The sequence below is a fragment of the Kordiimonas sediminis genome (assembly GCF_014656395.1).
Lineage (GTDB): Bacteria > Pseudomonadota > Alphaproteobacteria > Sphingomonadales > Kordiimonadaceae > Kordiimonas_A > Kordiimonas_A sediminis.
Genome location: NZ_BNCI01000001.1, coordinates 846,454 through 872,168 on the forward strand (window position 1 = coordinate 846,454; position 25,715 = coordinate 872,168).

Below are 25,715 nucleotides of genomic sequence, written 5' to 3' on the forward strand. Positions count from 1 at the left end.
TGGTGGGGCCTGTGGTCAAGGTTCTTGGCGCAGAAACGAGCGTATTTGCGCGGTTGAGACCGCTTTCAGGACGAATATGGACAGGATATACAACATGAAGCCTATAGCCACCAACCCGACCAGTACTGTAATGCGCATCAGCCCGTCTGTCTGGAAAAATGCACCAAAATAGTGACTGTAGGCTAAGACACCCCCTGCCATCACCGTGCTGGCACCGATACATTTTGCAATAAAGAGGGTGGTGGACCGTTCAAGTGTGAACAGGCCGGGCTTTTTTAAACCGCGATAGAGCAGGGCAACATTCAGCCAGGCGGCGATTGCCGTTGCCAGTGCCAAGCCAACATGGCCAAGCGGCCCGATCAGTAAAAGGTTGAGGCTGGTATTTACCACCAGTGAAATGGTCGCAAACTTTACCGGGGATTTGGTGTCTTTTCTGGCGAAATAGCCGGGTGTTAGGATTTTTTGCAGCACATAGGCCGGCAGTCCTGTTGCATAGGCCATCAGGGCGGTTGCGGTCAGAAGTGTGTCCTGCTCTGTAAAGGCGCCGCGTTCAAATAAGGATGCTATCAGATACGGCGCTGCGACCAATAAAGCTGTAGCAGCGGGTAGCGTTAGAAACATACCAAATTCAATGCCGCGGTTTTGCTGACGGGCGGCTTCTTTGTCATCCCCGCTTGCCAACAGGCGTGAAATAGACGGCAGTAACACGGTACCGATGGCAACCCCGACTATACCAACCGTAAGCTGGTTAAGGCGGTCTGCATAAAACAGCCAGGAGACAGACCCTTCGGGCAGGTACCGGGCCGCCAGAATAACATCAATCAACAAATTAAGCTGAATAACACCGGCGCCAATGGCGGCAGGTGCAATGATTTTCAGTAGCTCGCGAACATCTTTTGACAGGCGCGGCCGTGGAAAACGAATTTTTATCCCGGCCTTGTAGGCGGCACCGTACAGCCACAAGAATTGTGCGAGACCAGAAAGGGACACTGCGGCGGCAAGACCGCGTGCGCGTTCAACCTCGGTCTCCCCAATCAGGAGCAGGGCGCTGATCATAAATATATTCAGTATTACCGGGACGAATGCAGCGGCAGAATATTTATCAAAGGCATTCAGGATACCGGCCAGAAAGGCCACAAGCGAGATTAGTGTCAGATACGGAAAGGTCATGCGGCCCAGTTCAACCGTCAGCGCAAATTTACCGGTATCGCCTTCAAATCCGCCTGTCAGTCCCAGCATAATTGGCACCATAGCCAGTTCCATCAGGATCAGAAACACTATTAACACCGGCAGGAAAACCGCGAGAACCTGTCCGGCAAACCGTTCTGCGTCTGCCTTGCTTTCCGCGGTGATGGTTTTCCCGAGCTTGCGAGAGAACAAGGGGACAAACCCCGCGGAAAAGGCGCCCTCGGCAAAAAGTCGTCTGAAAAAGTTAGGCAGCTTGAACGCAATAAAAAAAGCATCCGCTGCCATGCCTGCGCCCAGATACCGCGCCATCAAAACATCCCGGACGAACCCGAAAACGCGACTGAGAAGCGTCATACCGCCCACGGTGGAAATTCGGCGGAGCAAACTCATTGTGCCTGGGTGCCTTTCTTGGATGTTTTATTGGTGTCTTTCGATTTTTTCAGGCCAGTTTTTGACCCCGATGTTTTTGACCCCGACGTTTTAGGGACGGACGATTTCGAACCAGAAGGTTTTGAACCAGTTTCTTTCCTGTCAAAGATCGGTAGACCGTCCGCAGCACGCAGGAGCTTGGTTTCAATGTTGCGCAGTCGAACTTTGTTGGTGATTTTCTGCCCCACCAGATCGCGGACATAAAATACGTCGACAGCGCGTTCACCGTATGTTGCAACGTGTGCTGAATAAATGGACAGGCGCAGACGGAACAGGGCATACGCCAAATCATACAGAAGGCCGGGCCTGTCTTTTGCGTTAACCTCTATCACCGTAGACCGGTTTGACGCCTTGTTATCCAACAGAACAACGGGTTCAATTTTAAATGCCTCGGTGCGTGTACCGAACATCTTTTTCTTCACCAGCCGCTCTTTTGGTTTTACGTCACCTAGTAGTGTGTCGACGATGATTTGCTCTAACCCATCCAGTTGACGCCTGCTGCCAAAGGCGCCACCCTCACTGTTTTGGACCATGAAATTGTCCATGGCCATGCCGTCTCGGGATGTATGGATTTTCGCTGTAACAATCGATGCACCGGCTACGCCAAGGGCACCAACAACCCGGGCGAACAGTCCAGGGTGATCCCCTGTGTAGACGGCCACTTTTGTCATGTCCTGATCAGCTTCTATCCGGGCAGAAACTCCAATAAGTCGCTGGGCCTCGTCGGTTGCTTTGATCAGCCGGATGTTTTGCGCTGCAGTTTCGGCGTCTTCTGCAATCCAGTAGGCATCATTCAGGCGCTTGAATAAAGTATCTCTTTCTTCCTCCTGTAGGTTGGTAAGAAGGGCAGACGTTGCTTCCTGTTTGTATTTAACGCGGTGCTGCCTGCCCTGACTTGCATGGCCTGCCAATAGCACTTCCTCCGCGGCATAATACAAGTCCCGCAGAAGCTGGGCCTTCCAGTTGTTCCAGATGCCAGGGCCCACGGCGCGGATGTCTACAACCGTCAATACGAGTAAGAGGCGCAGCCGTTCCGGGCTTTTGACGATGTCACAAAAATCGCGAATGGTCTTGGGGTCTGCCAGATCCCGCTTGAAGGCGGTGTCGGACATCAACAGGTGATACCGAACAAGCCACGCTACTGTTTGGGTTTGGGCCGGGGTCATGCCAAGACGGGGGCAAAGCTGTTCGGCGACTTCGGCACCCAGCACAGAGTGGTCCCCGCCGCGTCCTTTGGCAACATCGTGAAGCAGAACTGCCACATAGAGCACCCGCCGGGACAGTATTTTGTGAATGACGTCGGACGAGGTTGGATGTTCTGCAGTCAGTTCGCCTTTCTCGATGCGGGACAAAAGACCGATGGCGCGGATGGTATGTTCGTCGACTGTATAGTGGTGGTACATATCATACTGCATCTGGGCGACAACGCGGCCAAAGTCAGGTATGAAACGGCCAAATACACCTGCTTCATTCATCCGGCGCAGATTAATTTCTGCCTGATTAGGGGATGTTAGAATATCAAGGAAATATTCATTGGCATCCGGGTCGCGCCGAACACGGCTGCCGATACGTTTCAGGTTTTCTTTGATCAGACGAAGGGCATCCGGGTGGATGTCCAGTTTTTCCTTGTCGGCCACGGCAAATATTTTGACCATCAAGGCAGGGTTTTCTTTAAAGTCGTCTGGCGCGACTATATTAAGTCGGCCATTGTCGATGGCAAACTCTTGCACTTTTTTGGTTCGTCTGAAACGGTCCAACAGCGTTGGTTTTTGTTGTTTTTCTTCCAAAGAAGCACAGAAAATTCTGGTTAGGTCGCCCACTTGTTTAGCCACCAGAAAATAGTGTTTCATGAAGCGTTCGACACCCAGAATGCCGGTTCTGTCCCTGTAGTGGGAAAATTCTGCCAGCTGCCGCTGCATATCAAAGGTCAACCGTTCTTCGGCTCTGTTCGCCAGAAAGTGCAGGGCAACCCGGATTGTCCACAAAAAGGACTCAGCCTTTCTGAACTGTTTGCTTTCGGCCTCGGTCAGGATGCCTTCTTTGGTCATGCGTTGACGGTCCATGCCGCCATACAGGTAGCGGGCGATCCACCACATTGTCTGCAAATCACGCAGGCCGCCTTTGCCTTCTTTAATATTGGGCTCCACAACATAGCGGCTATCGCCCATCTTGCGGTGTCGGGCATCGCGTTCGGCAAGCTTTTCTTCGACAAACTGTTTGCCGGTTGGCATCACAACACGTCTCAGGAATCGTTTAGCGGCAATATCAAACAGTTCCCTGTCACCCCAAAGATAGCGGGATTCAAGCAAGGAGGTGCGAATGGACAGGTCGTCCCTGGCAAGTTTGATGCATTCTTCTGGCGTACGGGTAGCGTGCCCTACTTTTAAACCCATGTCCCACAGAACATACAGCATATATTCAATGACATTTTCCGCCCACGGCGTTGATTTGTAGGGAATAAGAAACAGTAGATCGACATCAGAATAGGGTGCCATTTCCCCGCGACCATAGCCGCCGGTGGCTACCATACAAAGTCGTTCGCTGGATGTCGGGTTAGCGATTGGGTAAATATGCTCGACAACAAATTCGAACAGCGTTCCTAAAATCTGATCGGTCAGAAAGGACAGGGATTTTGCAGACTGACGGCCTTTTTCAGCATCCTCGAAGAAGCGGCGCTTCACTTCATTCCAGCCCTTTTTATAGGCGGTATTCAGGTGGGTAAACAGCCCCTGTCGCCACTGGTCTTTTGGTTCGTTCTCAACCAGTGCCTCCAGCTCGGAAACCAGTGCTTTCCGGTTAATGATCTTACGTCTGTTGCGTATCTCACTCATTCTTTAAAGCTTCTGCATGCAGGGCATATAGGGCGTCCAGTGCTTCTTTCGGGGTCAGTTCATCCGGGTTAATGGACCGAAGTTTCTCTTCCACCTCAGAAGATTTCTTCATTGCGGTATCAGGCGCATCAGACACCGTCTGGAAAAGCGGTAAGTCAGAGACCAGCTTGCCTTTGTTGCCTTCTTTGTCGTTGGTCTCCAGCGCATCCAGTACCTGTTTGGCGCGGTTGATCACCCGCGGTGGCAACCCGGCCAGTTTCGCAACCTGAATACCATAAGACCGGTCAGCCGACCCCTGAACTACTTCATGGAGGAAAATAACATCTCCTTTCCATTCGCGTACTTTCATCGACCAAAGCGACAAGGCATCCAGTGTTTCTTTAAGGGCTGTCATCTCATGGTAGTGTGTCGCAAAAAGGGCACGACTTTGATTGATGTTATGCAGGTTTTCAACGGCGGCCCAGGCGATGGACAGGCCGTCATAGGTGGCTGTCCCGCGGCCGATCTCGTCCAGAATAACGAGGGATCTCGGCCCTGCCTGATTAAGAATTGCTGCCGTTTCAACCATTTCGACCATAAATGTAGACCGACCGTGGGCCAGATCATCCGAGGCTCCGACACGGCTGAACAGGCGGTCCACTACGCCGATGTGCGCGCTTTTTGCCGGTACGAACGACCCCATTTGGGCCAATATGGCAATCAAGGCATTCTGGCGAAGGAAGGTGCTTTTACCAGCCATGTTAGGGCCGGTGATCAGCCACAGACGTTCATCGGGATTAAGCGTACAGTCGTTGGCGACAAAAGCGCTATCACTTGCTGCCTTCAGGGCCTTTTCAACAACTGGATGCCTGCCACCAGATATTTCAAATGCCAGACTGTCATCAATACGTGGGCGGGCATAGTCTTCCATAACGGCCAGTTCCGCAAGCGCTGCACCGACATCAAGCTCGGCCAGAGCGGCGGCAGCAATGGCAACCGACCCTTCTGTGCGCAGTACGCTGGCGCACAGTTCGTGAAAGAGTTCCTGTTCGAGTGCAAGCGCCCTGTCACCGGCTTCGGAGATTTTTCCTGCCAGTTTGGAAAGGGCTGATGTGGAGAAACGTACGTTATTTGCCAGTGTTTGCCGGTGAATGAATGTTTCGTTCAGCGGCGGCTGCAACAGTGCATCTGCGTGGCGGGCGGGGATATCAATATGGTACCCCAAAACATTATTATGCTTGATCTTCAGGGCGGATATACCCGTTTCTTCCTGATAGTCTTTTTCCAGTCCGGCAATCAGGCGCCGGCTTTCGTCCCGCAGGACACGAAAATCATCAAGTGTTGCATTATAGCCTGCAGCGATGAAGTTTCCGTCCCGTGTAATAAGGGGTGGGTCGGCGACAAGGGCACGTGTAAGCTCGTCCGTCAATCCGTGGTGACTACCCATGTCGGTGCAGGCAATTTTTAAGTTGTCTGGCATATCTTCAAGGGTTTCGGCAACGTCCATCAAGAGAGTTTTCAGGTCGTGCGCTGTCTCCAGCCCCAGTAGAATATTCATCAAATCCCGGGGCCCCCCGCGGCCAAGCGCCAGACGCCCAAGCGCCCTTTCCAGATCCGGGCAGGATTTCAGGCTGCTGCGTATGCTGCTGCGCAGTTGGTCCCGTTCAAGCAGATACTGTACAGCATCCAGACGGGCGGAGATTTTCGCCGGGCTGGTCAGCGGCGCTGACATACGCCGTGCCAGAAGCCGTGCGCCGGCACCGGTCACTGTTCTGTCGATAACAGATAATAAACTGCCGTCAGTTTGTCCCGTTTGGGTTCGGATAAGTTCAAGGGAATTGCGCGTTGTTGCATCAATCATCATGGATTCTTTGGAATTGATGCGGCGGGGCGGTGCCAGACGCGGCATTTGCCCTTTCTGTGTATCGTCAATATAGCCGATCAGCGCCCCGGCGGCAGACAGGTCGGCTCTGGAAAAATCAGCAAAGCCGTCAAGGGATGCAACGTCGAAGAAGCTTTCAAGACGACTTTTCCCGGCATTACTGTCAAAACTGCGTGCAGCAAGCTCGCTGATAACTTGCCGCCAGTCGAAAAGGATCTGCTGCAGGCCGTCTTCGTCTTTCACGCCTTCTGCTACCAGCAGTTCCCCAGGGTTAATACGTGCAAGGTCCGCATCAAGCCGCCGGGCATTGGTCGGCAAAATGAAAAAGTCGCCGGTTGACATATCACAAACGGCAACCGAAAAATCCTTTTGTGCGCGCCCCAGTGCCGCCAGATAGTTATGGCTTCTGGCGTCCAGCAGTGTGTCTTCTGTCAGGGTACCAGGGGTCACCAGCCGGACAACTTCCCGGCGCACCACACTTTTGGAGCCGCGCTTTTTAGCTTCCGCAGGGTCTTCTGTCTGTTCGCATACGGCTACCTTGAAGGATTTTTTGATCAGGCGTGCAAGATACATTTCAGCCGCATGGACGGGGACGCCGGCCATGGGTATATCTTCGCCCTGATGTTTGCCGCGCTTGGTCAGGGTAATATCAAGTGCGGCTGCGGCTTTCTCAGCATCTTCGAAAAATAATTCGTAAAAGTCGCCCATGCGGTAAAATAGCAAGCTATCCGGATACGATGCCTTGATTTCCAGATACTGGGCCATCATCGGGGTGACGCCAGCAGGAATGGCTCCGGTCGCAGTATCAGCATTACTGCTGTCACCAGACTTTTCTTGGGAATTTGTTGAATTTTTCGTTGATGTTTGCGCCATAGGGTGCTCAAATCTCCGGATCACTAGAACAGATATTAATTTTCAATACCATCAATGTTCGACAATAATTATTTTTACAATATGTTTCATCAAACCTTTATGGTTTACAGACAGGACTCTGCAGAGTCGATAGAAATTTCAGGTGTATTATGCCCAACAAAACTTCCAAATTCACTGACGCAGAAGCGCTAAGGTTTCATTCGTCTGGCCGCCCTGGCAAGCTGGAGATCGTTCCAACTAAACCAATGGCGACCCAGCGTGACCTGTCACTGGCTTATAGCCCAGGGGTGGCCGTGCCAGTGCGTGAAATAGCGGCAGACCCGGATACAGCATATGACTATACCACCAAAGGCAACCTTGTGGCGGTTATCTCCAATGGTACAGCTATCTTGGGTCTTGGTAATCTTGGGGCGCAGGCGTCCAAGCCGGTCATGGAAGGGAAGTCCGTACTGTTCAAGCGCTTCGCAGACGTGGATTCAATCGATCTGGAAGTTGACACAACAGACATTGATGAGTTTGTGAACTGTGTGAAATATCTGGGACCAAGCTTTGGCGGTATCAATCTAGAAGATATTGCGGCGCCAGAATGTTTCATTATCGAAGAACGCCTTAGAGAGTTGATGGATATTCCGGTTTTCCATGACGATCAGCACGGCACAGCTATCATTGCGGCTGCTGGCTTTTTGAATGCTCTTGATCTGACGGATCGGGATATCAAGAAGACAAAGCTTGTAGCGCTGGGTGCCGGTGCTGCGTGTATTGCCTGTATCGAGTTGATTAAGGCGATGGGACTGCCCCACGAAAATGTCACGATGGTTGACCGCGAAGGGGTTATTTACAAGGGCCGGACAGAAGGCATGAACCAGTGGAAAAGCGCCCACGCGGTTGAAACAGATGCCAGAACCCTGTCAGAAGCCATGGTTGGTGCAGACGCTGTGATTGGTTTGGCTGCTGCAGGTGCTTTGACGCAGGACATGGTCGCAAGCATGGCAGAAAAGCCGATCATTTTTGCAATGGCAAACCCGGACCCGGAGATCACACCCGAAGATGTTCGCGCCGTCAGGCAGGATGCAATTATCGCAACAGGTCGGTCAGATTATCCAAACCAGGTGAATAATGTTTTGTGTTTCCCGTATATTTTCCGCGGGGCGCTTGACGTTCGTGCCCGGACAATCAACGAGGAAATGAAAATCGCAGCGGCAACGGCGCTGGCTGAGCTGGCACGGGAAGATGTACCCGATGAGGTGGCAACTGCCTACAGCGGGGAACAGCCCCATTATGGTCCAGAATATATCATCCCGGCGCCATTTGACCCACGGTTGATACGGCGGATTCCAGTGCGCGTGGCGCAGGCTGCGATTGATTCCGGTGTTGCAAGAAAGCCGATCGAGGACATGGAGGCGTACGAGCGTGAACTGTCTGCCCGTCTTGACCCGACTGTTGATACGCTTTCTTCCATGTTTGAGGACCTGAAGCGTCGTCCGCTCAAGCGGGTGGTGTTCGCAGAAGCGGAAGAAGAAAAAGTTCTGCGTGCGGCTGTAAGCTTTAAATCTGCTGGCTACGGAATTCCTGTGCTGGTTGGGTATGAAGCGCCAATTCGCGAAAAACTCCGTGAAATGGGTGTTGATGACAGCCAGTTTGAGATTTGCAATGCCAGCAATACAAATCCGTCAAAATATATTGAACATCTGTATGAGCGTTTGAATCGCCGCGGATTCCTGGACCGGGATGTGCAGCGCCTTGTCAAGCGGGACCGGAACGTCTTTTCCGCTTGTATGCTTGCGACCGGTGATGCCGATGCCATGGTAACAGGTGTGACGCGTCACTATTGGCGTGCGCTGAAAAACATCAAACGGGTTATTGACCCAATGCCCGGTATGCGGCCCTTTGGTATGACGGTTCTGGTGACCAAGGGACGGACTGTCTTTATCGCGGATACAACGGTGAACGAGCGTCCTTCGCCGGAAGAATTGGCTGATATTGCAACGGCTTCAGCCTTTTTCGTGCGGTTGATGGGGCATGATCCCCGGGTCGCGTTCCTGTCGTTTTCCAACTTTGGCAACCCTCCGTCTGACAAGACGAAAAACCTGCAGGAAGCGGTACGCCTTCTGAATGAACGGGATGTCGATTTTGAATTTGACGGTGAAATGCAGGCTGACGTGGCGCTTAATCCAAGCCTGATGGAAATGTATCCCTTCATGAATTTGTCGGGTCCGGCGAATATTCTGATTATGCCTGCGCTGCACTCTGCGAACATTGGCTATAAGCTTTTGGCGGAACTTGGCGGTGGTCGTGTGATCGGTCCGATGCTTCTTGGTATGGATCACTCCATTCAGATCGCGCGGATGACGTCTACGTCATCGGATTTGGTTGTGATGGCAGGTCTGGCGGCCAGCAATGCGCATATTCTTGAGAAAATGCGGGCTGATCTGGCGAAGGATGAGGGAGTTTAACCCTTCAATTCAGCCACGATTTGCTGAGAAATTATACAGTAGCTGGAGATGGGGTATGTCTGTCTCCAGCTATTTTTTTACGCCGGAATACTCTGGTTTATGATTGGCAGGACCGTAATGACTGTGTTTTTACTGGGCCGCGCTGTCTTCCTGCTCCCAGCTTTTAATTTTTCGGTACAAGGTGGACGGGTTTACCCCCAGCTTACCTGCGGCTTCAATAACCTTGCCGCCGCATGCCTGAATGGCTGCTTCGATAATCTGGCGTTCAGCAATGTGCAGCGGCTGGATATCGTCGGGCGTTGAGGGCGATGAATATGTCGGACTAGTGTGATATTCAGGCGCAGGGGGCGGCGCAGCGTGCCCAGGTGTTGGTGCCGTGGGGGACATGCTTTTGGGAACCCGGCGCTGACTGCGGCCCAGCAGCACATCCAGCATGCCTGCCTCTAATACGGTGCTGTCATTCAGTACAACGGCACTTTGGATAACATTCGACAGTTCGCGGACATTGCCAGGCCAGGTATGGCCCATCAGGCGGTCTTTGGCGTCCTGCCCTAATTCTTCAAAGGATTTGCCTTCTTCCTCGGAGAATTTCTTCAACATTTCCTGTGCGATAAGAAGAATGTCATTTTGCCTGTCCCTCAGGGGCGGCATATAGATTGGAATAACATGCAGACGGTAAAACAGATCTTCCCGGAACCGTCCTTCTTCGACCTCAACCCACGGATTACGGTTGGTGGCACAGACAAACCGGACATTGACATTAATGGGTTCATTGCTGCCGACTTTCACGATTTGCCCGGTTTGGATGAACCGCAGCAGTTTTGCCTGCAGATCGAGCGGCATTTCACAGATTTCATCCAGAAAAAGCGTGCCGTTGTTGGCTTTTTGGGCCGCCCCCTGTCTGTCGGTCAGGGCGCCGGTGAAAGCACCCTTTACGTGGCCGAATATCTCACTTTCCATCAGGTTGGCAGGGATGGCAGCACAGTTGATGGCAACAAAGGACTGACCGCTGCGCTGGCTACTGTCGTGAATGGCCTGGGCACATAGTTCCTTACCTGTCCCGGATTCGCCCATAATAAAAACGCTTGCCTTGGACGGGGCCGCATCCTCAATCATACGGTAAACGGCCTGCATGGCAGAGCTGCTACCGATGAAGTTTCCAAAATCGCGTTCCTTGCGGGATTCATATTTTTCCACAAGGGTAGACAGGCGGTAAATTTCAAGCGCGTTACTGACTGTTGTGTTCAGACGTTCTGCAGAAAAGGGTTTCAGAAGAAAGTCTGCCGCACCGTCCCGCATCGCCTCGACCGCGGTAGAAACCGATCCGTGTGCTGTAATCACAATGACCTGCGCCTTGTTATTTTGCTCGTTCAGTGTGCGCAAAATATCCAGGCCGTCCATATCGGGGAGTTTTAAATCAAGCAGAATGGCAGTGGGCGGCGTGTTCTGAATTGCCGCTAAAGCTTCCTTGCCGGTTTCTGCAACATCTACGGGAAAACCCAGAGGCTGTAGGTACGCCTTATAGGTCAAGGCCAGCGTTGGGCTGTCCTCAATCACAAGAATTCTGGTATCTGGTAGCGCTTTATCCTGCATTTATCTTTTGTGACGTGAATTTCCTGTTGCGTCAATCTCTCGATTGTTTAGAGCTTTGAGACAAGTTTATAAAAAATACAAACAATAGGTGCGTAGTAATTAAGGTTTGTGATATAAGTTCCCTTTGGGGGGATATTGGTAGGGAAAATATATGTCAGGCGATGACCAGAAGGCCAAAGAGATAACTGAACCGGTAAGCGACGATGGTAACAGACGTTCGCACCCACGGCGGTCGGTTTTGTGGCCTGCCAAGATGGAAGTTAGGTCCGTTTTGTGGCCAGCAAAAGTATATGTTGGGTTGCATGAATTTTCATGTCAGATCAGCAACTTTTCGCTTGGTGGTGCGAAGGTACGCATGGACCTGCCGCTAAAAGAGGGTACATCAGTTATTCTCAGTATTCCAAACCGTGGGGATATTCCTGCAACAATTGCATGGGTTGCTGATGGCGCACTTGGGCTTGAGTTTGCTGTGAACATCGACACTATCCGTGAAATGTTCAAAGATCGTCTCGGCATTCTGGGGCTTGAAGGCTAGTCCTCTCAATTTTATAGCTTCGTGGATACAAGACTTAAAACCAATCTTTGGGTACAAGCGCAGGTTCGAACCGGCTATCTTCAGGATATGCCGGTCGTTGTTCTTGCCAAAGGTGATCCTGACCGCGGCGGTATTCTCCTGAAAATAGACCAGTTTGAAAAGGGCATCCTGCTTTTTGAATCTGGTCTTGATTTTGATGGTCAGCGTGTATGGCGTGCTTTCAGCCGTGACCCGGTGGATGAACAGACGGCTAAGGAAAAAATTGCACGCAAACGGTCTTTTGATGAAGACTTATGGGTTCTTGAAATAGAAGACAGGCACGCCACATATTGCCTTGATGCGCCCATAGAGCAGCTTTGATCGGTACGGCATTTCTTGACCTGCCCCTCAGAACTGGGTATGGCTCCCGGTCGTATAAGTTACCTGAGCCAAGGATGATAAAGAATGGCAAAGCTTGATATCATAAATGTCCCTGACCCGTTGTTGAAAACGATTTCAGAGCCGGTTGCACAGGTGGATGATGATTTGCGCCGTCTGATGGATAATATGGCGGAAACCATGTATGCCGCGCCGGGTATTGGTCTGGCTGCCATTCAGGTCGCGGTGCCCAAACGGTTATTGGTTATGGATACCGAAGGTGACGGTGATGCGCCTAAGACCCAGTTTCTGATCAATCCGGAGATCGTCTGGGAGTCTGAGACATATAATGTTTACAATGAAGGGTGCCTCTCTATCCCCGAACATTATGCAGAAGTAGAGCGCCCCGAGACGGTGCGTGTTCGGTATTTGGACTATGATGGTGTTCTTCAGGAACAGGAAATGACCGGGTTGATGGCAACGTGCGTACAGCATGAGATTGATCATCTGAACGGTGTTGTTTTTATTGATTATCTGTCAAAACTCAAGCGCAGTATGATCGTGAAGAAAGTGATCAAGGCTAATAAGGACGCGCTCGTCCTCTAGAGAAGAGCCCTTAAGGCAGGAGACAAACGTTGCGTATTGCTTTTATGGGGACGCCGGACTTTTCCGTTTCGGCCTTACAGCAGCTGGTCAGTGCCGGCCATGATATTGTTGCCGTCTATTCACAGCCGCCCCGTCCGGCCGGACGTGGTAAAAAACTTCAGAAATCTGCAGTTCACAGAGCAGCCGAGGCAATGGGGATCGAGGTCAGAACACCAGTGAGCCTGAAATCCGAGGATGAACAGGCAGCGTTCCGCGCCCTTGATCTGGACTGTGCCGTTGTTGTGGCGTACGGGCTGTTACTGCCCAAAGCTATTCTTGATGCGCCAAAGTATGGATGCCTGAATATCCATGCGTCTTTACTGCCGCGCTGGCGCGGTGCTGCACCTATCCACAGGGCTATTATGGCCGGGGACAAGGTAACGGGTGTCTGCATCATGCAAATGGATGAAGGACTGGATACCGGTGATGTCATCCTTCGCGAAGAGATAGAAATTCGCCCGGAAGATACGACTGCAAGCCTGCATGATAAACTGTCCGAAATGGGTGGCAGAATGATCGTGTCTGCGTTGCAATCTATTGCAGACGGCACCGCTACGCACACTGTGCAGCCAGAGGAAGGCATTACCTATGCCCATAAAATTGACAAGGCCGAGGCTAAAATTGATTGGAATGATGACGCCACCACTATTGAACGGCAAATACGCGGACTGGTTCCGTTTCCGGGCGCATGGACGGATTTTGATGGCAGTCGGCTGAAAATTCTGGAAGCCTCTGTCGAGCAGGGCAGCGGGGACGCCGGGGTCGCGCTTGATGATCAGTTGCTGATTGCATGTGGGTCGGATGCACTGCGACTTGGTCGGGTGCAGAAGGCAGGAAAAGGGGCTGTGGACGCCGCGCAGTTTCTTACTGGGCATACGGTGCCAGCCGGGACCCGGTTCGTAGGGGAATAGACGATGCCCCGTTATAAGATGACCATCGAATATGACGGTAGGCCATACGCTGGATGGCAGCGGCAGGCTGATGCTCCCTCCGTTCAGCAGGCAATCGAAGAAGCGATTGAAAAGATTTCAAATGGTAAACAGGTCAGACTGTTTGGGTCTGGTCGCACTGATGCCGGCGTACATGCGCTGGGCCAGGTTGCACATGTGGATATTGACCGGGATATGGACGGTGAAAAGTTTCGCGGCGCCGTAAACTATCATTTAGGCCAGGCGCCCATCTCTATTCTGCATGCTGAACAGGTATCAGCAGAGTTTCACGCACGGTTTGATGCTGTCAAACGGCACTATACCTACCGTATCCGAAATCGTATTGCGCCCCTGACGTTTGAAAAAGGGCTGGTCTGGCATGTTAAAGAGCAACTGAACGCAGACATGATGCATGAAGCAGCACAGTTGCTTGTTGGCCAGCATGATTTTACGACCTTTCGGCATGTCAATTGTCAGGCAAAAAGCCCTGTTAAAACCGTTGACTATCTGAATGTTGAGCGCCGCGGCGAGGAAATATTAATTCATGCGGGTGCCCGCTCTTTTCTACACCATCAGATCCGGTCTTTTACCGGGACACTGAAACTGGTGGGGGCGGGGCAGTGGACACCAGATGATGTTCAGGCGGCGCTGGAAGCTCGTGATCGCACCGCACTTGGATTTAATGCGCCGCCGGACGGGCTTTATTTCACCAGGATCGAATTTGAATAATCATTGCCTGCCTGTGTCGTCAGGATGCGCGGGTAAAAAGGATCAGGGCTGACTACGGACTTGAAGTCAGCCGTGATTAGGCAGCATTGCTACTGGGCTGTGCGATCATGGCATAAAGCGCGGAACTGTCGGTTGTCCGGCGAATTTTGTCACACATGGTTTCATCCCGCAGAAGCCTTGATACTTTGGCCAAAGCTTTCAGGTGTTCTGCCCCGGCTTCTTCGGGGGCCAGCAGCATGAAGACCAGATCAACGGGCTGGTCATCGACTGATTCAAATTCAACGGGGGTTTTGAGATGGGCAAACAACCCAACAATTTTCTCAAGATTAGGGATTCTGGCGTGCGGGATTGCCACGCCGTGTCCAACCCCGGTGCTGCCAATTTTTTCCCTGGCCTGCAACGCATCAAATACAATGCGTGAATCCAAGCTGTGCGCTGCAGAAATATGTTCTGCCAGAGCCATCAGAGTTTGTTTTTTGCTAGACGCACGAAAGGAACCCAGTACGGTTCCTGGCGTCAGAAGATCTTCGATCCCCATCACATTACTCCATCGGGAGCCAACATCGCGGCTCCCGTCCTCTCTGCTGTTAATTCAGTTCGTTTAGTTACTAGGTGTAATCCAGCCTATGTTTCCATCTTTCCGGCGATACACGACCTCCAGGCCGTCTCCTTTCACATTCCGGAACACAAACGCTGAGCTATCCGCGAGATCCATCAACATTACGGCATCACCAACACTGACGCTCGGGATCTCTTTTTTAGTTTCCGCAATGATCAGTGGCTGATCCGGAACATCTGAGGATTCGTCATCCTCGTGCTCTGGGGCCAGGACATTTTCCCGTGCCAGTTCAACCGCGATCTCTTTGCTCGGCGATGTGTGGTGGTTTTTAAGGCGTCGCTTATATCTTCGCAACTGTTTTTCTACTTTATCTGCTGCGATGTCAAAGGCAGCGTATGGATCATCGGCTTCTCCGCGGCCGTGTAACTGGATTCCCTGGTTGGGATGCATGGATATATCCACCCTGCAAATGTGACCTTCTTTGGTGACGGTAGCAGAGGAATCGATCGATCGACTAAAATATTTGTCAGCGACACCTGAAAGACGGGTTTTGATATGATCAGTCAGTGCTTCACCAACATTCATTTTACGACCGGTTACGTTGATTTCCATAGGTGTACTTCATCCTTTCCATGGCACTTATTGCAAGCAACCACACTATCTACAGAGGTGACAAGAGCACCTCACCTAGCAGCTCATACCAAAGCTCTTCCCTCATGGGATGGCTGCCCCGGCCAGTCATTGCAACTGGTTTTATGAGCCTACCACATATATGGGTATGGTTGCCAAGCCTCTCAAGGATTTCGCCATAACTATTTATAAATAAAAGGTTATGGCCTTGTGCCCCTTTGGACGTGGCGGGTGCCGGGAATGCGACTCGAAATGCTTCGCGCCCCTGACAACAGCCGGTGGCTACCCACCCATATTCTTTTGCCGCCGTCTTTGTACCGAAGAAGGGATTTTCATGGCTTCCCGGTATTTAGCGACGGTCCTGCGGGCAATATCTATGCCCTGATCTTTCATCATGATAACGAGCTTGTCATCGGACAGAATTTTCTTGGGATCTTCGGCGTCGATCAATTCTTTCAGTCTGTATTTAACGGCCTCGGCAGAATGTGCGTCCCCGCCATCAGCAGAAGAAATCGAGCTGGTGAAGAAATATTTCAATTCAAACATACCACGGGGGCAGGAGATAAATTTACCGTTCGTAACCCGGGAGACAGTGGATTCGTGCATGTCGATCTCTTCGGCAATGTCTCGCAGTGTCAGAGGTTTCAGATAGCGCACACCCAGTTCGAAGAAGCGTTCCTGCTTTTTGACGAGCGCCGTTGATACTTTCAAAATGGTTTTTGCACGCTGGTCCAGCGCTTTGACGAGCCAATTGGCGTTTGAAACACATTCAGAGACAAACGACTTGGCTTCTTTATTGCCGCTGACACCTGACAGTTCTGCCATATATTGCGAGTTTACAAGAACCTTTGGCAACGTGTCTGAATTCAGTTCAACGGTCCACAAACCTGCTCGGCTTTTGGTCACAAAAATATCCGGCACAACAGGTTGTATGTCGCCAGAAGAGTAGGCGGTACCGGGCTTGGGGTTTAATTCCCGGATTTCCCGGATCATGTCGGCCAAGTCTTCACTATCGACACCGCAGACACGTTTCAGAGCAGCCATATCGCGTTTGGCAAGCAGGTCCAGATTGTCCAGAAGGGCTGCAATCGCCGGGTCGTAGCGGTTAAGTTCTTTTAACTGTAAGGCCAGACATTCGCTAAGCGACCGTGCGAAAACACCTGTTGGCTCCAGTGTTTGAAGGGTTTCCAGTACGTGCGCAACCTGATCCAGTGGGCAGTCAAGACGATCTGCGATCGCGGCTACTTCCTCTTCGGGGACATAACCAGCCTCGTCAACAAGGTCAATGATGTGGGTTGCAATCAGCCGGTCTGCCGCGACGGTAATTTGCATGGCCATCTGGCGTGTCAGAAAGTCATGCAGATTTTCTTCACTTTCCAGCGTTTGGTCCAGCCCGCGGTCATCCCCGCTGTAGCTGCCGCCACTACCACTTACAGCGCCCGCGCCGGATAAGCTCAGGGAAGAACTGGATGGTCCCTCAGTTTCCACCTGGTCAGAGACAGCATCATTATTGAAGACGTTATCATCCAGGCTGGTGTCAAGCGCAGAATTATCCCCAGCGCCGGTGTCCATGGATGACGCCATACTGGTATCGGCCGCGATCAGACCGTCATTACTGCTTTCATCCGAGCTACCTTCGTAAAAGCCGTCATCGCTTGCGGTGCCGCCCGCTTCGCCGCGGTCAGCTTCGATCCCGCCATCACTGGCGTTGGGGTCGCCAACTTCCAGAAGGGGGTTTTTCTCAACTTCCTGAGAAACATAATCGGCAAGTTCAAGATTGTTTAATTGCAGCAGTTTAATCGCCTGCTGCAGTTGCGGCGTCATGACCAACTGTTGGCTTTGTCGTAAGTCCAGTCTTGGGGTCAAGGCCATCAGATTACATCCTACAAACTAAACTTTTCACCAAGATATACGCGCCGCACATCCGGGTCGGTCAGAACTTCGTCGGGCGTTCCTTCAAACAGGACATGCCCATCATAAATGATGTAGGTGCGGTCGATGATATCCAGTGTTTCGCGTACGTTGTGATCTGTGATCAAAACCCCAATACCCCTGTCCTTCAGGTGTGCCGTAAGGTCCCGAATGTCCGCAATGGCGATAGGGTCAATCCCTGCAAATGGTTCATCAAGAAGCACAAACGATGGCCGTGCAGCGAGCGCGCGTGCAATTTCGCAGCGGCGGCGTTCCCCGCCCGACAGGGCAAGGGCAGGGGTATGACGCAGATGGGTGATGGAGAATTCTTCAAGAAGCTCATCCAGCATTTCATTCCGCCGATTGCTGTTACCTTCCACCACCTCGAGAACCGCACGGATATTCTCGGATACTGTCATGCCGCGGAAAATAGATGTTTCCTGCGGCAAATATCCAATACCAAGGCGTGCGCGCCTGTACATTGGCAGATGGGTGATGTCAGCACCGTCCAGAATAACCCGGCCATGGTCGGGTGCAATAAGCCCGGTAATGCTGTAAAAACAAGTGGTTTTCCCGGCTCCATTTGGCCCTAAAAGCCCGACAACTTCGCCCCGGTTAAGGCGCAGAGAGACATCAGCGATGACCACACGTCCGTTGTAGGATTTACCCAAGTCATCAATAATAAGCCCTTGATCAGTCATTCTTTTTATATCGTCCTTCGAGCATTGCTGATCGCATTTCCGGAAACCGGTTTACCCTATTAAACAGGGGAATATGTTAACAGTTTCCTAAATTGGCGCAATTCATGCATAAAATAAAACATACTCCACCGGCGCATACCAGCAGAAAGCGACATAGCTTTGTAAATTTGTTGGTGTTGAAGGTTAGTCGTTCGGTGTGTCCGGTACCTTGAATGTGCCGGTTACGCGGCCATCATCATCCGGGTTGCCGTCCAGTTTTGTCAAACCGCTTACAAGATCAAGTTCCAGCCGTTCCCCTTCAAGGCTTGAACCCTTGCGGCTTAGTTTAACGGCACCACCCATAGTGACCAGACGGCGGGAGACGTCATATACGCTCCACTCACTTGAAACGGATTCCGTCTCTGACGTCAGTTTGACATTACCACGGGCGTCCAGTCGTTCAATCGTCGGATTGTCCGTACCGTCTGAAGTGTCATAGTAAACGGTTAGCGTGTCAGCCGCGAAGGTCATTTTGCCCTGCGAAACAATGACGGTTCCCTTGAAAATCGCCTGTCCGGTCTTTTGTTTAACTTCCAGACGCTCGGCAGAAATATCAATAGGTTGTTCGGTGTCGTGCCCCTTCAGGACAGATTGCCCAAAGGCCGAAGCCGAGACGGCCAAACTGACGACAAGCGCGCATAAAGTTTTTCTAAGCATACCCATTTTCTGTTTATGATCCTTCTTGACCGGGTGTGGTATTTTGCTGTCTTTTCGGGGTAATCTGAATGTGGACCCCACCATCAAAGATACCCTCGCGTTCGTCAACCCTGATTTCCATGCTGCCAGCGTTTAGCGTGCCAAGTGGGCTAACGCCTTCCACCTGTCCCTGGCCAGTGGCTGTGTGTCCTTTAAGGTCGATTTCTGCGCCGGCCATTTTCAGGCTATATCCGTTGTCAGTTTCAATCGTAACACCGCCAACAAGAGACAGCGTGCCGTCCCGGTGGCGGTAAATACCTGTTCGCGCAGCAACACGCGCCTGATTATTGTCTTCAATATCCATATGGGCCTGAATGTCTTGTAGTCTGACCCGTGGTGACGCCGGGTCATCCTGCGTCCCGGAAGAGGCTTCAACTACAAACAGACGGTCCACCGCATCCGTACCAGTATAACGCAGGTTTGTCATACGGATACCACTGTCGCTGCGGGCGACATCTTCGCGCGACAGGGTAAAGCTGACTTCCCTGTCATTGATAAAGGGCCAGCTTAGAGTTATGGCGCCCAATATGACAGAGACAACAGGCAGGCCGACACGCATAGCGAATACCCAGCGGTCCCACAAGGGATCTTCCTTATAGTGACCGGTTGGAGCAAGATTATCGAAAGTATGCTCCCGGTCGGATGTATGGTGGGTTACTGGTGCCATGTCTTCTGCCGTATGTGACTGTGTCTACTATTTCATCCCTAGCGGTGCGCAAAGATATCCATTTCTTCAAAGCCAATCAGATCAAGCTCTGCCCGGACAGGCAGGAAATCGAATGCCTTCTGTGCCAGATGGCGTCTGTTTTCGCGGTCCAGCATGATATCCAGCTTATCTTTTAATCGGTGCAGATACAGGACGTCAGAGGCCGCATATGCCTGCTGCGCGTCACTGATAGTGTCCGCGCCCCAGTCACTGCTTTGTTGTTGCTTGTCGAGTTGCACGTCAATCAGTTCAGAGCAAAGGTCCTTCAAGCCGTGCCTGTCGGTATAGGTGCGCACCAGTTTGGAAACGATTTTAGTGCAGTACACTGATGTAATATCCACCCCGAGATAGGCTTTCAGCACAGCGACATCAAACCGGGCGAAATGAAAAATCTTCAAGACGGCCGGGTCTGCCAGCAATGCTTTCAGGTTTGGGGCATCATATTGGCCCTTGGGAAACCGGACCAGATGTGCGTCCCCGTCGCCGGACGATAGCTGTACAACACACAGCCTGTCTCTGTGCGGGTTAAGGCCCATTGTTTCGCTGTCAATAGCGACACTGCTACCAAAAGAAAGTCCAGGAGGCAGGTCCCCTTCATACACGTGGATGGCCATAAAATCTCCGGTATAGTTTGTGTTAAAGCCTGTGATTGATTTGTCTTACAGTATAGGACGCAGTTGGGCAAAAGAAAGGCCGATGTACGCCTAATTTTTTCGGCTTCTGTTGTTTCAGGTGTTCTGTAACTGGCGAAAATACGCCGGTGTTCAGGCTTTGGCGTCTTTGGGCAGGGTAAAGGAAACGGTGGTACCTTTATGAAGCGTACTGTCAATTGTCAGTATCCCGCCGTGCAGGTCCACAAGTGATTTGACGATGGCCAGCCCAAGTCCGATACCTTCAACCGCTGTGAAGGGGTCCTGATCACCGCGATCAAATCTGTTGGTGATGGTAGCCAGCTTTTGTTCCGGAATGCCTTTCCCCGTGTCAGAGACAGTTAACAGGTGATCGCGGCCAGCGTCCTCAATGGTAAGGCGCACTGTCCCACCCTGCGGTGTAAATTTGACGGCATTGTTCAACAGGTTGATAAGTATCTGGCGTACAGCCTGAGCATCCCCATAGATTGTTCTGACAGGGCCTTGAATATCATATTGGACATCAATGGTTTTGGCATCTTTTTGTGTTGCGATCATGCGGAAGCAGTCCTCAACAATCTCGCGGACCTTCAGCGGCTTTTGGCTGATTTCTTTTTCATCAGCATCAATCGCAGCAAGATCAAGAATATCATTGATCAACTGCAGCAGGAATGTCCCTGCTTTTTGAATATCCTCGGAATATTCTTTATATTTTTTGTTGGCATGGGGGCCCAGCTGTTCGTTGGCCATCATATCGGAAAACCCGATGATAGCATTCAGCGGCGTTCTGAGTTCGTGGCTCATATTTGCCAGGAAATCAGACTTGGTTCGGTTTGCCGTCTGGGCATCAATCAGCGCCTGTTTGATGGACCTTTCCGCAATGGTTCTTTCGGTAATGTCACGACAAATGGCGAAAAGGGCGGTTTGACCATAATGGGGAACACGGGTTAAGCTCACTTCGACAGGGAAATCCTCGCCGGTCTTCTTGCGGTGTATCCAGTCAAATCGGTGATACCCTTTCTCCATTGCAATCGCCATCATTTGATTGGCTTTGTCTTCTGACTTCTGGCCATCAGGCTGGAAAGGTGGGGAGACTTCCGAAGGGTGAATAGATTCCATTTCCTCGGTAGAGTCGAATTTAAATACCCGTGCCGCCGCAGCGTTACAGAGCTCAAATTTATTTTCCGATGCCAATATCATGGCGTCGTCGGACTGTTCAAATAACAGGCGGTATTTTTCGTCGCTTTCAGTTTTGCCTTTTTGGCTGACTTCCAATTGGCTCAGGACATCCCACTGGGCCAAACGGGACGCCAGCATCCCCGCGATACTGGTGAATACTTCCAGGTGGCTTTTCGAGAAGAAGCCTGGTTCCGGGTGTTCACTATCAATCACACCGTAGAGCTTGCCGCCGATATGGATGGGGGCTGCCAGTTCGGAGCGCATCCCGTGCAGGTCTTCAACATATCGGGCGTCTTTTTTTATGTCTGGGACGATTTCTGCCGTTCGGTTCAGCGCAACGCTGCCAGTAACACCAATACCCAGGGGTATTTCGATCGCGTTTTTTATGATGTGATCTTTGGAAGCTTTGTCACCGAAGGCCGCTTTCTGGACCAACCTGCCTTTGTCTTCTTCATACAGATAGATAACACAGTCGACAAACCCCAGCCGGCCAACAATCTCCTGTGCCGTGTACCACAGCAGGTCATCCGCCGAATGCATACGAATAAAGTCCTTGGCAAATTGCGTCAGGACCTGCAGGTGGTCTTCTGTAAGGTTTGTTGGTGTTCTCATCAGGAGTGTACTAATCCGCATAATCTATGATCATGCATTTAAAATAAATACTCGTCCCCAATTGTAAATATAGCGGCGTAACTCTTAAAAAACCGTAACTATGGACACGAAGCTACCGGGTGAACAAATGCAAGATTGTGCTGGTCAGGACTGATGATTTTCAAAGAGGTATCAGGACAAATTGGCGCGCAGTAGCAGTTCGCGAAAATCGATCAGGGCTGTTTCCTGTTGTTTTCTATCCAGGCCGGTAATCAGGCCTTCTGTAAACCCGTCTTGTTTCATATATAGTTTTACCTGAGCCTCTGCCTGCGTTTTTGAGGCACCGTCTGTAAAATACCCATCTGTAATCATATGAAGAATTCGGATAGCTTTATCCTGAATAGAGCTGTCCATCTGATGAATTTTTTTCAGAATCTGGGTGTTTTTCATGATGGTTTTGGCAAAGCTGTCGAGCTTTTCAGCAATTTGTCTTTTATGCATTTCAGTCAGGCCGGAATCGATGACACGGTGCTGCAGTGATACAAGTTTTTTCATACACTCCAGCGGGTGTCCGTCCATGCCGATGAAAATTCCCTCATAATTGGAGCGGGTTAAAATAGGCAGGATGAAATTGGCAACGGTTCTTTTGTTTGAGTTGCCCCGTGCGAGCTGTTCAAGATCCAAGAGTAAGTTCATCTGTGCGAAAGGGTTCTTGGTATCATACAGAAGTTCGCCAATAACCTGTGAGTTTATTAACCTGCCTGACCGTGTTTTAATGGCGTCATCAATTTGATCCATAATGCCTTCATCGGTGATGAGGACTTCAGCAGCATTCATTATTTTATTCAGGGCTTCCAGCTGTTTGACGATACCAGCCGTATTGATTGGGCGGGTCGAAGAAAGCTCTGCCACAATCATTTCAACCAGCCGTTTTTGACAGCGCGGCAGAATGCCCTCGCCAAGATATTTGTCGAACTGCTCGGTGTCCTGGGGCAGGCGCAGTTGTTCCTCAATTTCATAGTAGGCTTCGATCTTGCCAGCCTGGAGATACATCAGGCGCAGCATATAATCACCGCGATCTTTGTTGCCTTCATCATTCAGGAGATAACTAACAAGCCGTGCATGCAATAAGCATTCTGCCAGCATCTGATCAAGAATTTCAGCTGCCCAAACGGGCCTGTTTGAACTGGCAAACATGATCAGGCGACCGAACTTATCAATGATGGTGGTCGCAGGTGCGATATATTCAACGATAGAGGCAGTTAGCAAAAACGTTTTGTTTTGCTTGTCTTCCAGTTCGGTGATCAGCGGCGCAAGGCGCCCCATCGCCAGGGAAGGGACGTTGGCCGCTTCGGCTTTGATAATGCTGACGGCCATATTGATAACAGTATAGAGCTTTCGCATGCGTTCTTGCACGCTGTCGCTGTTATCTTCGATACTGATAGCGACACGCTGTACGGCGTTTTGCATCAGGGTGCCTGTGTTATCAAGCTTGTTGAAATTGTCGATATTATACAAAAGCTCGGTGACAGTGATCGACCAGCTTTCAAGGGTGTTTCCAAGAAGGTCCCATATGGAACGGCGCCCATCAGCAGCATAGAGGTCGTCTGGTGTCAGGCACGGTGAAAGACTGCCAGATTCGTCATACTTGGATTTTTTTCGCTGGATACCCCGGGAGAAAATTTCAACGGTGGCAAACTCGTTCGTTGCCCGGTCGAAACTTTCCTTTAGAATGCGAACACCGTCATACCTGCCGGTTGCCCAGAGGTTTTCGGCTTCTCTGATTGCTTTGTCACGCTGATCTATTACCCCCAGGATAGTCCAGTTGTGACCTTTTTTTCCAAGAATTTCGAAATGTACTTTGGTTGTTGCCACTTTAGTGTGCCTTTATCGTGTGCCGCCACGCCGCCATAGTCGGATCGTATTATCCATTAATGTATCAGCCTGACTGGTGTCATTTCGCCAGCTATGGGAGAATTCAGGGTCGTCACTTGCCGGACGTCTGGTTTTATCCAGATAATCCAGTCGCACTCTGACGGGACAGCCCACCCCTTCGCCCGCGACAATACATTCACGGTTTTGCAGAGATGGCAGTGCCGACAGGAAGCTTTTAGAGCCTTCAGGCATCGCGGCTTCCACATAGCGGCGGTCCCGTTCGTTATTCATGCGCATCGACAGGATGGTGCCGCACTGGGACAGAACGGCTTCTGATAAATCTGAGGGCCGCTGGGATACCAGTCCCAGTGAAACACCGTATTTTCGACCTTCTTTTGCAATACGTTCCAGATTTTTTCTGGCAGCGTGGATTTTCATTTCCGAGCTGACATGAGGCACATATCTGTGCGCTTCCTCACAGATCAGAAGAACCGGTGTAGCCCCGGTGTTTTTGTGGCTCCAAAGCGAGAAGTCGAAGATTATGCGCGATACAAGAGACACCACCACGTCAACAATCTCGGTTGGTACACCAGACAGGTCAAGGGTGGTCACAGGTCGGCCGTCCACTGGAAAACGCAAAAGCTTGGACATGAGTGTGTGCATGCTGTCCTGCACCAATAACCCGGAAAACATAAAGGAAAAGCGTAAGTCGTTCCGCAGTTCCTCCGTGCGGGCAATAAGCCGCAGAAACGGTTTAACGCTTTCGGCTTTATTGAGCTTGCCCATCTCGTCATCAAAAAGGGCAAGCAGGTCGGACAATTTATAAGGGACCGGTGTATCAACGGTAATTTTGCCCACACCAATCTTCATGTTGGACCGTTTTCGTGCTTCTAAAAGGCTGCGTCGCAGAATATCAACGTCTTCTTCCCGGCCTTCTGTATTGTGACCAACGAACATCTCTATATGCTCTTCAAAATTCATCAGCCAGTATGGCAGCGCCAGATTTTCTGTTGATAAGTGAATGCCGTTGGTGGAGAAGGCTTGTTCATATTCATTGTGGGGATCCAGGATCACCACATGGGCGGCAGGGTATAACTCGACAATCCGGTGGACAGTCAGTGCCAAGGTGCTGGATTTACCGGTACCAGTACTTCCCAGAATGGCAAAGTGCTTGGATAAAAGCGCTTCGGCGGTCAGGCCCGCAACCGTCGTATGGGTAGGGGCGATGGTGCCAATTTTAATTGTCTCGTCAGATACAGGGGCATAGATGGTCGCCAGGTCTGTTTCGTCGGCTGACAAAACGGTTGCGCCGGGCATCGGATATATCTGCACACCCCGGCTGAATGTTTCGTCATGCAACTCCCCCAGGAAGTCAATTTCCAGAAGGATCGCGCCTGTATCATGGGGCAGGACATTATTGATCAGGCCGTAAACAAGTCTGCCTTCGACCAAAACTTTGACAGTTGAGCCAATCCGACATTTCGAGGAAAGCGTATCATCTGCCAGATTTTCCTGGCTGACATAAGCGGTCAGACCCGACGCTGATACCTGATAAACAGTTGCGATAGCGTGTCCCTGCGATACCGGGGCCGAAGCCACAGGTGCCGTCTGGCTCCCGAACGTCTCATATGGATTTGTCACTGTACCCTCTTTTATGTTGTTTCAGGCGCCCCGGTGCTTGTATAGGCTGAAGTTGCTGTGGTTCTAATATAGTAACTCAGAGCCAAAATAGCTTATTAAATTTTATCTGGCGTGTCGATTACCATTACCTGGGTT

Annotated in this window: 20 protein-coding genes; 6 read left to right on the forward strand and 14 right to left on the reverse strand. The window is 51.1% G+C overall.

Annotation, left to right across the window (positions count from 1 at the left end):
* Positions 1-15 precede the first annotated feature (15 nt).
* Genes murJ through mutS form a run of 3 tightly spaced genes read right to left on the reverse strand, consistent with a single transcriptional unit; the run spans position 16 to position 7,182 of the window.
* The gene (gene murJ, locus IE181_RS03825; protein WP_191250216.1) at positions 16-1,578 is read right to left on the reverse strand and encodes a murein biosynthesis integral membrane protein MurJ; all 1,563 of its coding nucleotides are present in this window, start codon (positions 1,576-1,578) and stop codon (positions 16-18) included.
* Entirely contained in the window at positions 1,575-4,448 is a 2,874-nt protein-coding gene (locus IE181_RS03830; RefSeq protein ID WP_191250217.1) for a [protein-PII] uridylyltransferase, read from the reverse strand. Before IE181_RS03830 ends, murJ begins: the two co-directional genes overlap by 4 nt.
* Positions 4,441-7,182, reverse strand: a complete 2,742-nt coding sequence (gene mutS, locus IE181_RS03835) for a DNA mismatch repair protein MutS (protein ID WP_191250218.1) — start codon at positions 7,180-7,182, stop codon at positions 4,441-4,443. Before mutS ends, IE181_RS03830 begins: the two co-directional genes overlap by 8 nt.
* Before the next feature lie 149 nt (positions 7,183-7,331).
* Between mutS and IE181_RS03840 the strand changes: the two genes are divergently transcribed.
* On the forward strand, positions 7,332-9,635 hold the full coding sequence (locus IE181_RS03840) for an NADP-dependent malic enzyme (protein ID WP_191250219.1): 2,304 nt from the start codon (positions 7,332-7,334) through the stop codon (positions 9,633-9,635).
* Positions 9,636-9,764: 129 nt separating this feature from the next.
* Here IE181_RS03840 and IE181_RS03845 read toward each other — a convergent pair whose 3' ends face one another.
* Complete coding sequence (locus IE181_RS03845; protein ID WP_191250220.1) at positions 9,765-11,228, reverse strand: sigma-54-dependent transcriptional regulator; 1,464 nt, start codon at positions 11,226-11,228, stop codon at positions 9,765-9,767.
* Positions 11,229-11,379: 151 nt separating this feature from the next.
* Between IE181_RS03845 and IE181_RS03850 the strand changes: the two genes are divergently transcribed.
* From IE181_RS03850 to truA, 5 genes are all read left to right on the forward strand, one after another.
* A complete protein-coding gene (locus IE181_RS03850) occupies positions 11,380-11,763 on the forward strand; it encodes a PilZ domain-containing protein (protein ID WP_191250221.1) in 384 nt (127 codons plus the stop codon).
* 21 nt (positions 11,764-11,784) lie between these two features.
* Entirely contained in the window at positions 11,785-12,123 is a 339-nt protein-coding gene (locus IE181_RS03855) for a DUF1491 family protein (protein ID WP_191250222.1), read from the forward strand.
* Between the two features lie 84 nt (positions 12,124-12,207).
* Positions 12,208-12,726: a peptide deformylase gene (gene def, locus IE181_RS03860; RefSeq protein WP_191250223.1), complete on the forward strand. Its 519-nt coding sequence runs from the start codon at positions 12,208-12,210 to the stop codon at positions 12,724-12,726.
* A 29-nt stretch (positions 12,727-12,755) separates the two neighbouring features.
* Positions 12,756-13,676: a methionyl-tRNA formyltransferase gene (gene fmt / locus IE181_RS03865; RefSeq protein ID WP_191250224.1), complete on the forward strand. Its 921-nt coding sequence runs from the start codon at positions 12,756-12,758 to the stop codon at positions 13,674-13,676.
* A 3-nt stretch (positions 13,677-13,679) separates the two neighbouring features.
* Positions 13,680-14,423, forward strand: a complete 744-nt coding sequence (truA, locus tag IE181_RS03870) for a tRNA pseudouridine(38-40) synthase TruA (protein WP_191250225.1) — start codon at positions 13,680-13,682, stop codon at positions 14,421-14,423.
* A 76-nt stretch (positions 14,424-14,499) separates the two neighbouring features.
* On the opposite strand, the gene ptsN is transcribed toward truA, so the two are convergent.
* The 10 genes from ptsN to IE181_RS03920 form a co-directional block, all read right to left on the reverse strand.
* A complete protein-coding gene (ptsN, locus tag IE181_RS03875; RefSeq protein ID WP_191250226.1) occupies positions 14,500-14,961 on the reverse strand; it encodes a PTS IIA-like nitrogen regulatory protein PtsN in 462 nt (153 codons plus the stop codon).
* A 63-nt stretch (positions 14,962-15,024) separates the two neighbouring features.
* A complete protein-coding gene (hpf, locus tag IE181_RS03880) occupies positions 15,025-15,594 on the reverse strand; it encodes a ribosome hibernation-promoting factor, HPF/YfiA family (protein WP_191250227.1) in 570 nt (189 codons plus the stop codon).
* 300 nt (positions 15,595-15,894) lie between these two features.
* On the reverse strand, positions 15,895-17,484 hold the full coding sequence (gene rpoN / locus IE181_RS03885; protein ID WP_191250228.1) for an RNA polymerase factor sigma-54: 1,590 nt from the start codon (positions 17,482-17,484) through the stop codon (positions 15,895-15,897).
* Between the two features lie 11 nt (positions 17,485-17,495).
* Positions 17,496-18,224, reverse strand: coding sequence for an LPS export ABC transporter ATP-binding protein (lptB, locus tag IE181_RS03890; protein ID WP_191250229.1), 729 nt, complete (start codon positions 18,222-18,224; stop codon positions 17,496-17,498).
* A gap of 183 nt (positions 18,225-18,407) precedes the next feature.
* Positions 18,408-18,920 (reverse strand): lipopolysaccharide transport periplasmic protein LptA, encoded by a 513-nt coding sequence (gene lptA, locus IE181_RS03895; RefSeq protein ID WP_191250230.1) that lies wholly within the window; start codon positions 18,918-18,920, stop codon positions 18,408-18,410.
* 13 nt (positions 18,921-18,933) lie between these two features.
* Positions 18,934-19,626 (reverse strand): LPS export ABC transporter periplasmic protein LptC, encoded by a 693-nt coding sequence (gene lptC, locus IE181_RS03900; protein ID WP_191250231.1) that lies wholly within the window; start codon positions 19,624-19,626, stop codon positions 18,934-18,936.
* A gap of 38 nt (positions 19,627-19,664) precedes the next feature.
* Positions 19,665-20,279: a ribonuclease D gene (locus IE181_RS03905; protein ID WP_191250232.1), complete on the reverse strand. Its 615-nt coding sequence runs from the start codon at positions 20,277-20,279 to the stop codon at positions 19,665-19,667.
* 150 nt (positions 20,280-20,429) lie between these two features.
* On the reverse strand, positions 20,430-22,085 hold the full coding sequence (locus IE181_RS03910) for a GAF domain-containing sensor histidine kinase (protein ID WP_191250233.1): 1,656 nt from the start codon (positions 22,083-22,085) through the stop codon (positions 20,430-20,432).
* 171 nt (positions 22,086-22,256) lie between these two features.
* Complete coding sequence (locus tag IE181_RS03915) at positions 22,257-23,939, reverse strand: hypothetical protein (protein ID WP_191250234.1); 1,683 nt, start codon at positions 23,937-23,939, stop codon at positions 22,257-22,259.
* 12 nt (positions 23,940-23,951) lie between these two features.
* Complete coding sequence (locus tag IE181_RS03920) at positions 23,952-25,580, reverse strand: ATP-binding protein (protein WP_191250235.1); 1,629 nt, start codon at positions 25,578-25,580, stop codon at positions 23,952-23,954.
* Positions 25,581-25,715: the final 135 nt, after the last annotated feature.

Bases quoted from the DNA above. Each gene is read 5' to 3' on its own strand.
- murJ (WP_191250216.1), bottom strand. From the start codon at position 1,578: ATGAGTTTGCTCCGCCGAATTTCCACCGTGGGCGGTATGACGCTTCTC.
- IE181_RS03830 (WP_191250217.1), bottom strand. From the start codon at position 4,448: ATGAGTGAGATACGCAACAGACGTAAGATCATTAACCGGAAAGCACTG.
- mutS (WP_191250218.1), bottom strand. From the start codon at position 7,182: ATGGCGCAAACATCAACGAAAAATTCAACAAATTCCCAAGAAAAGTCT.
- IE181_RS03840 (WP_191250219.1), top strand. From the start codon at position 7,332: ATGCCCAACAAAACTTCCAAATTCACTGACGCAGAAGCGCTAAGGTTT.
- IE181_RS03845 (WP_191250220.1), bottom strand. From the start codon at position 11,228: ATGCAGGATAAAGCGCTACCAGATACCAGAATTCTTGTGATTGAGGAC.
- IE181_RS03850 (WP_191250221.1), top strand. From the start codon at position 11,380: ATGTCAGGCGATGACCAGAAGGCCAAAGAGATAACTGAACCGGTAAGC.
- def (WP_191250223.1), top strand. From the start codon at position 12,208: ATGGCAAAGCTTGATATCATAAATGTCCCTGACCCGTTGTTGAAAACG.
- truA (WP_191250225.1), top strand. From the start codon at position 13,680: ATGCCCCGTTATAAGATGACCATCGAATATGACGGTAGGCCATACGCT.
- ptsN (WP_191250226.1), bottom strand. From the start codon at position 14,961: ATGGGGATCGAAGATCTTCTGACGCCAGGAACCGTACTGGGTTCCTTT.
- hpf (WP_191250227.1), bottom strand. From the start codon at position 15,594: ATGGAAATCAACGTAACCGGTCGTAAAATGAATGTTGGTGAAGCACTG.
- rpoN (WP_191250228.1), bottom strand. From the start codon at position 17,484: ATGGCCTTGACCCCAAGACTGGACTTACGACAAAGCCAACAGTTGGTC.
- lptB (WP_191250229.1), bottom strand. From the start codon at position 18,224: ATGACTGATCAAGGGCTTATTATTGATGACTTGGGTAAATCCTACAAC.
- lptA (WP_191250230.1), bottom strand. From the start codon at position 18,920: ATGCTTAGAAAAACTTTATGCGCGCTTGTCGTCAGTTTGGCCGTCTCG.
- lptC (WP_191250231.1), bottom strand. From the start codon at position 19,626: ATGGCACCAGTAACCCACCATACATCCGACCGGGAGCATACTTTCGAT.
- IE181_RS03905 (WP_191250232.1), bottom strand. From the start codon at position 20,279: ATGGCCATCCACGTGTATGAAGGGGACCTGCCTCCTGGACTTTCTTTT.
- IE181_RS03910 (WP_191250233.1), bottom strand. From the start codon at position 22,085: ATGAGAACACCAACAAACCTTACAGAAGACCACCTGCAGGTCCTGACG.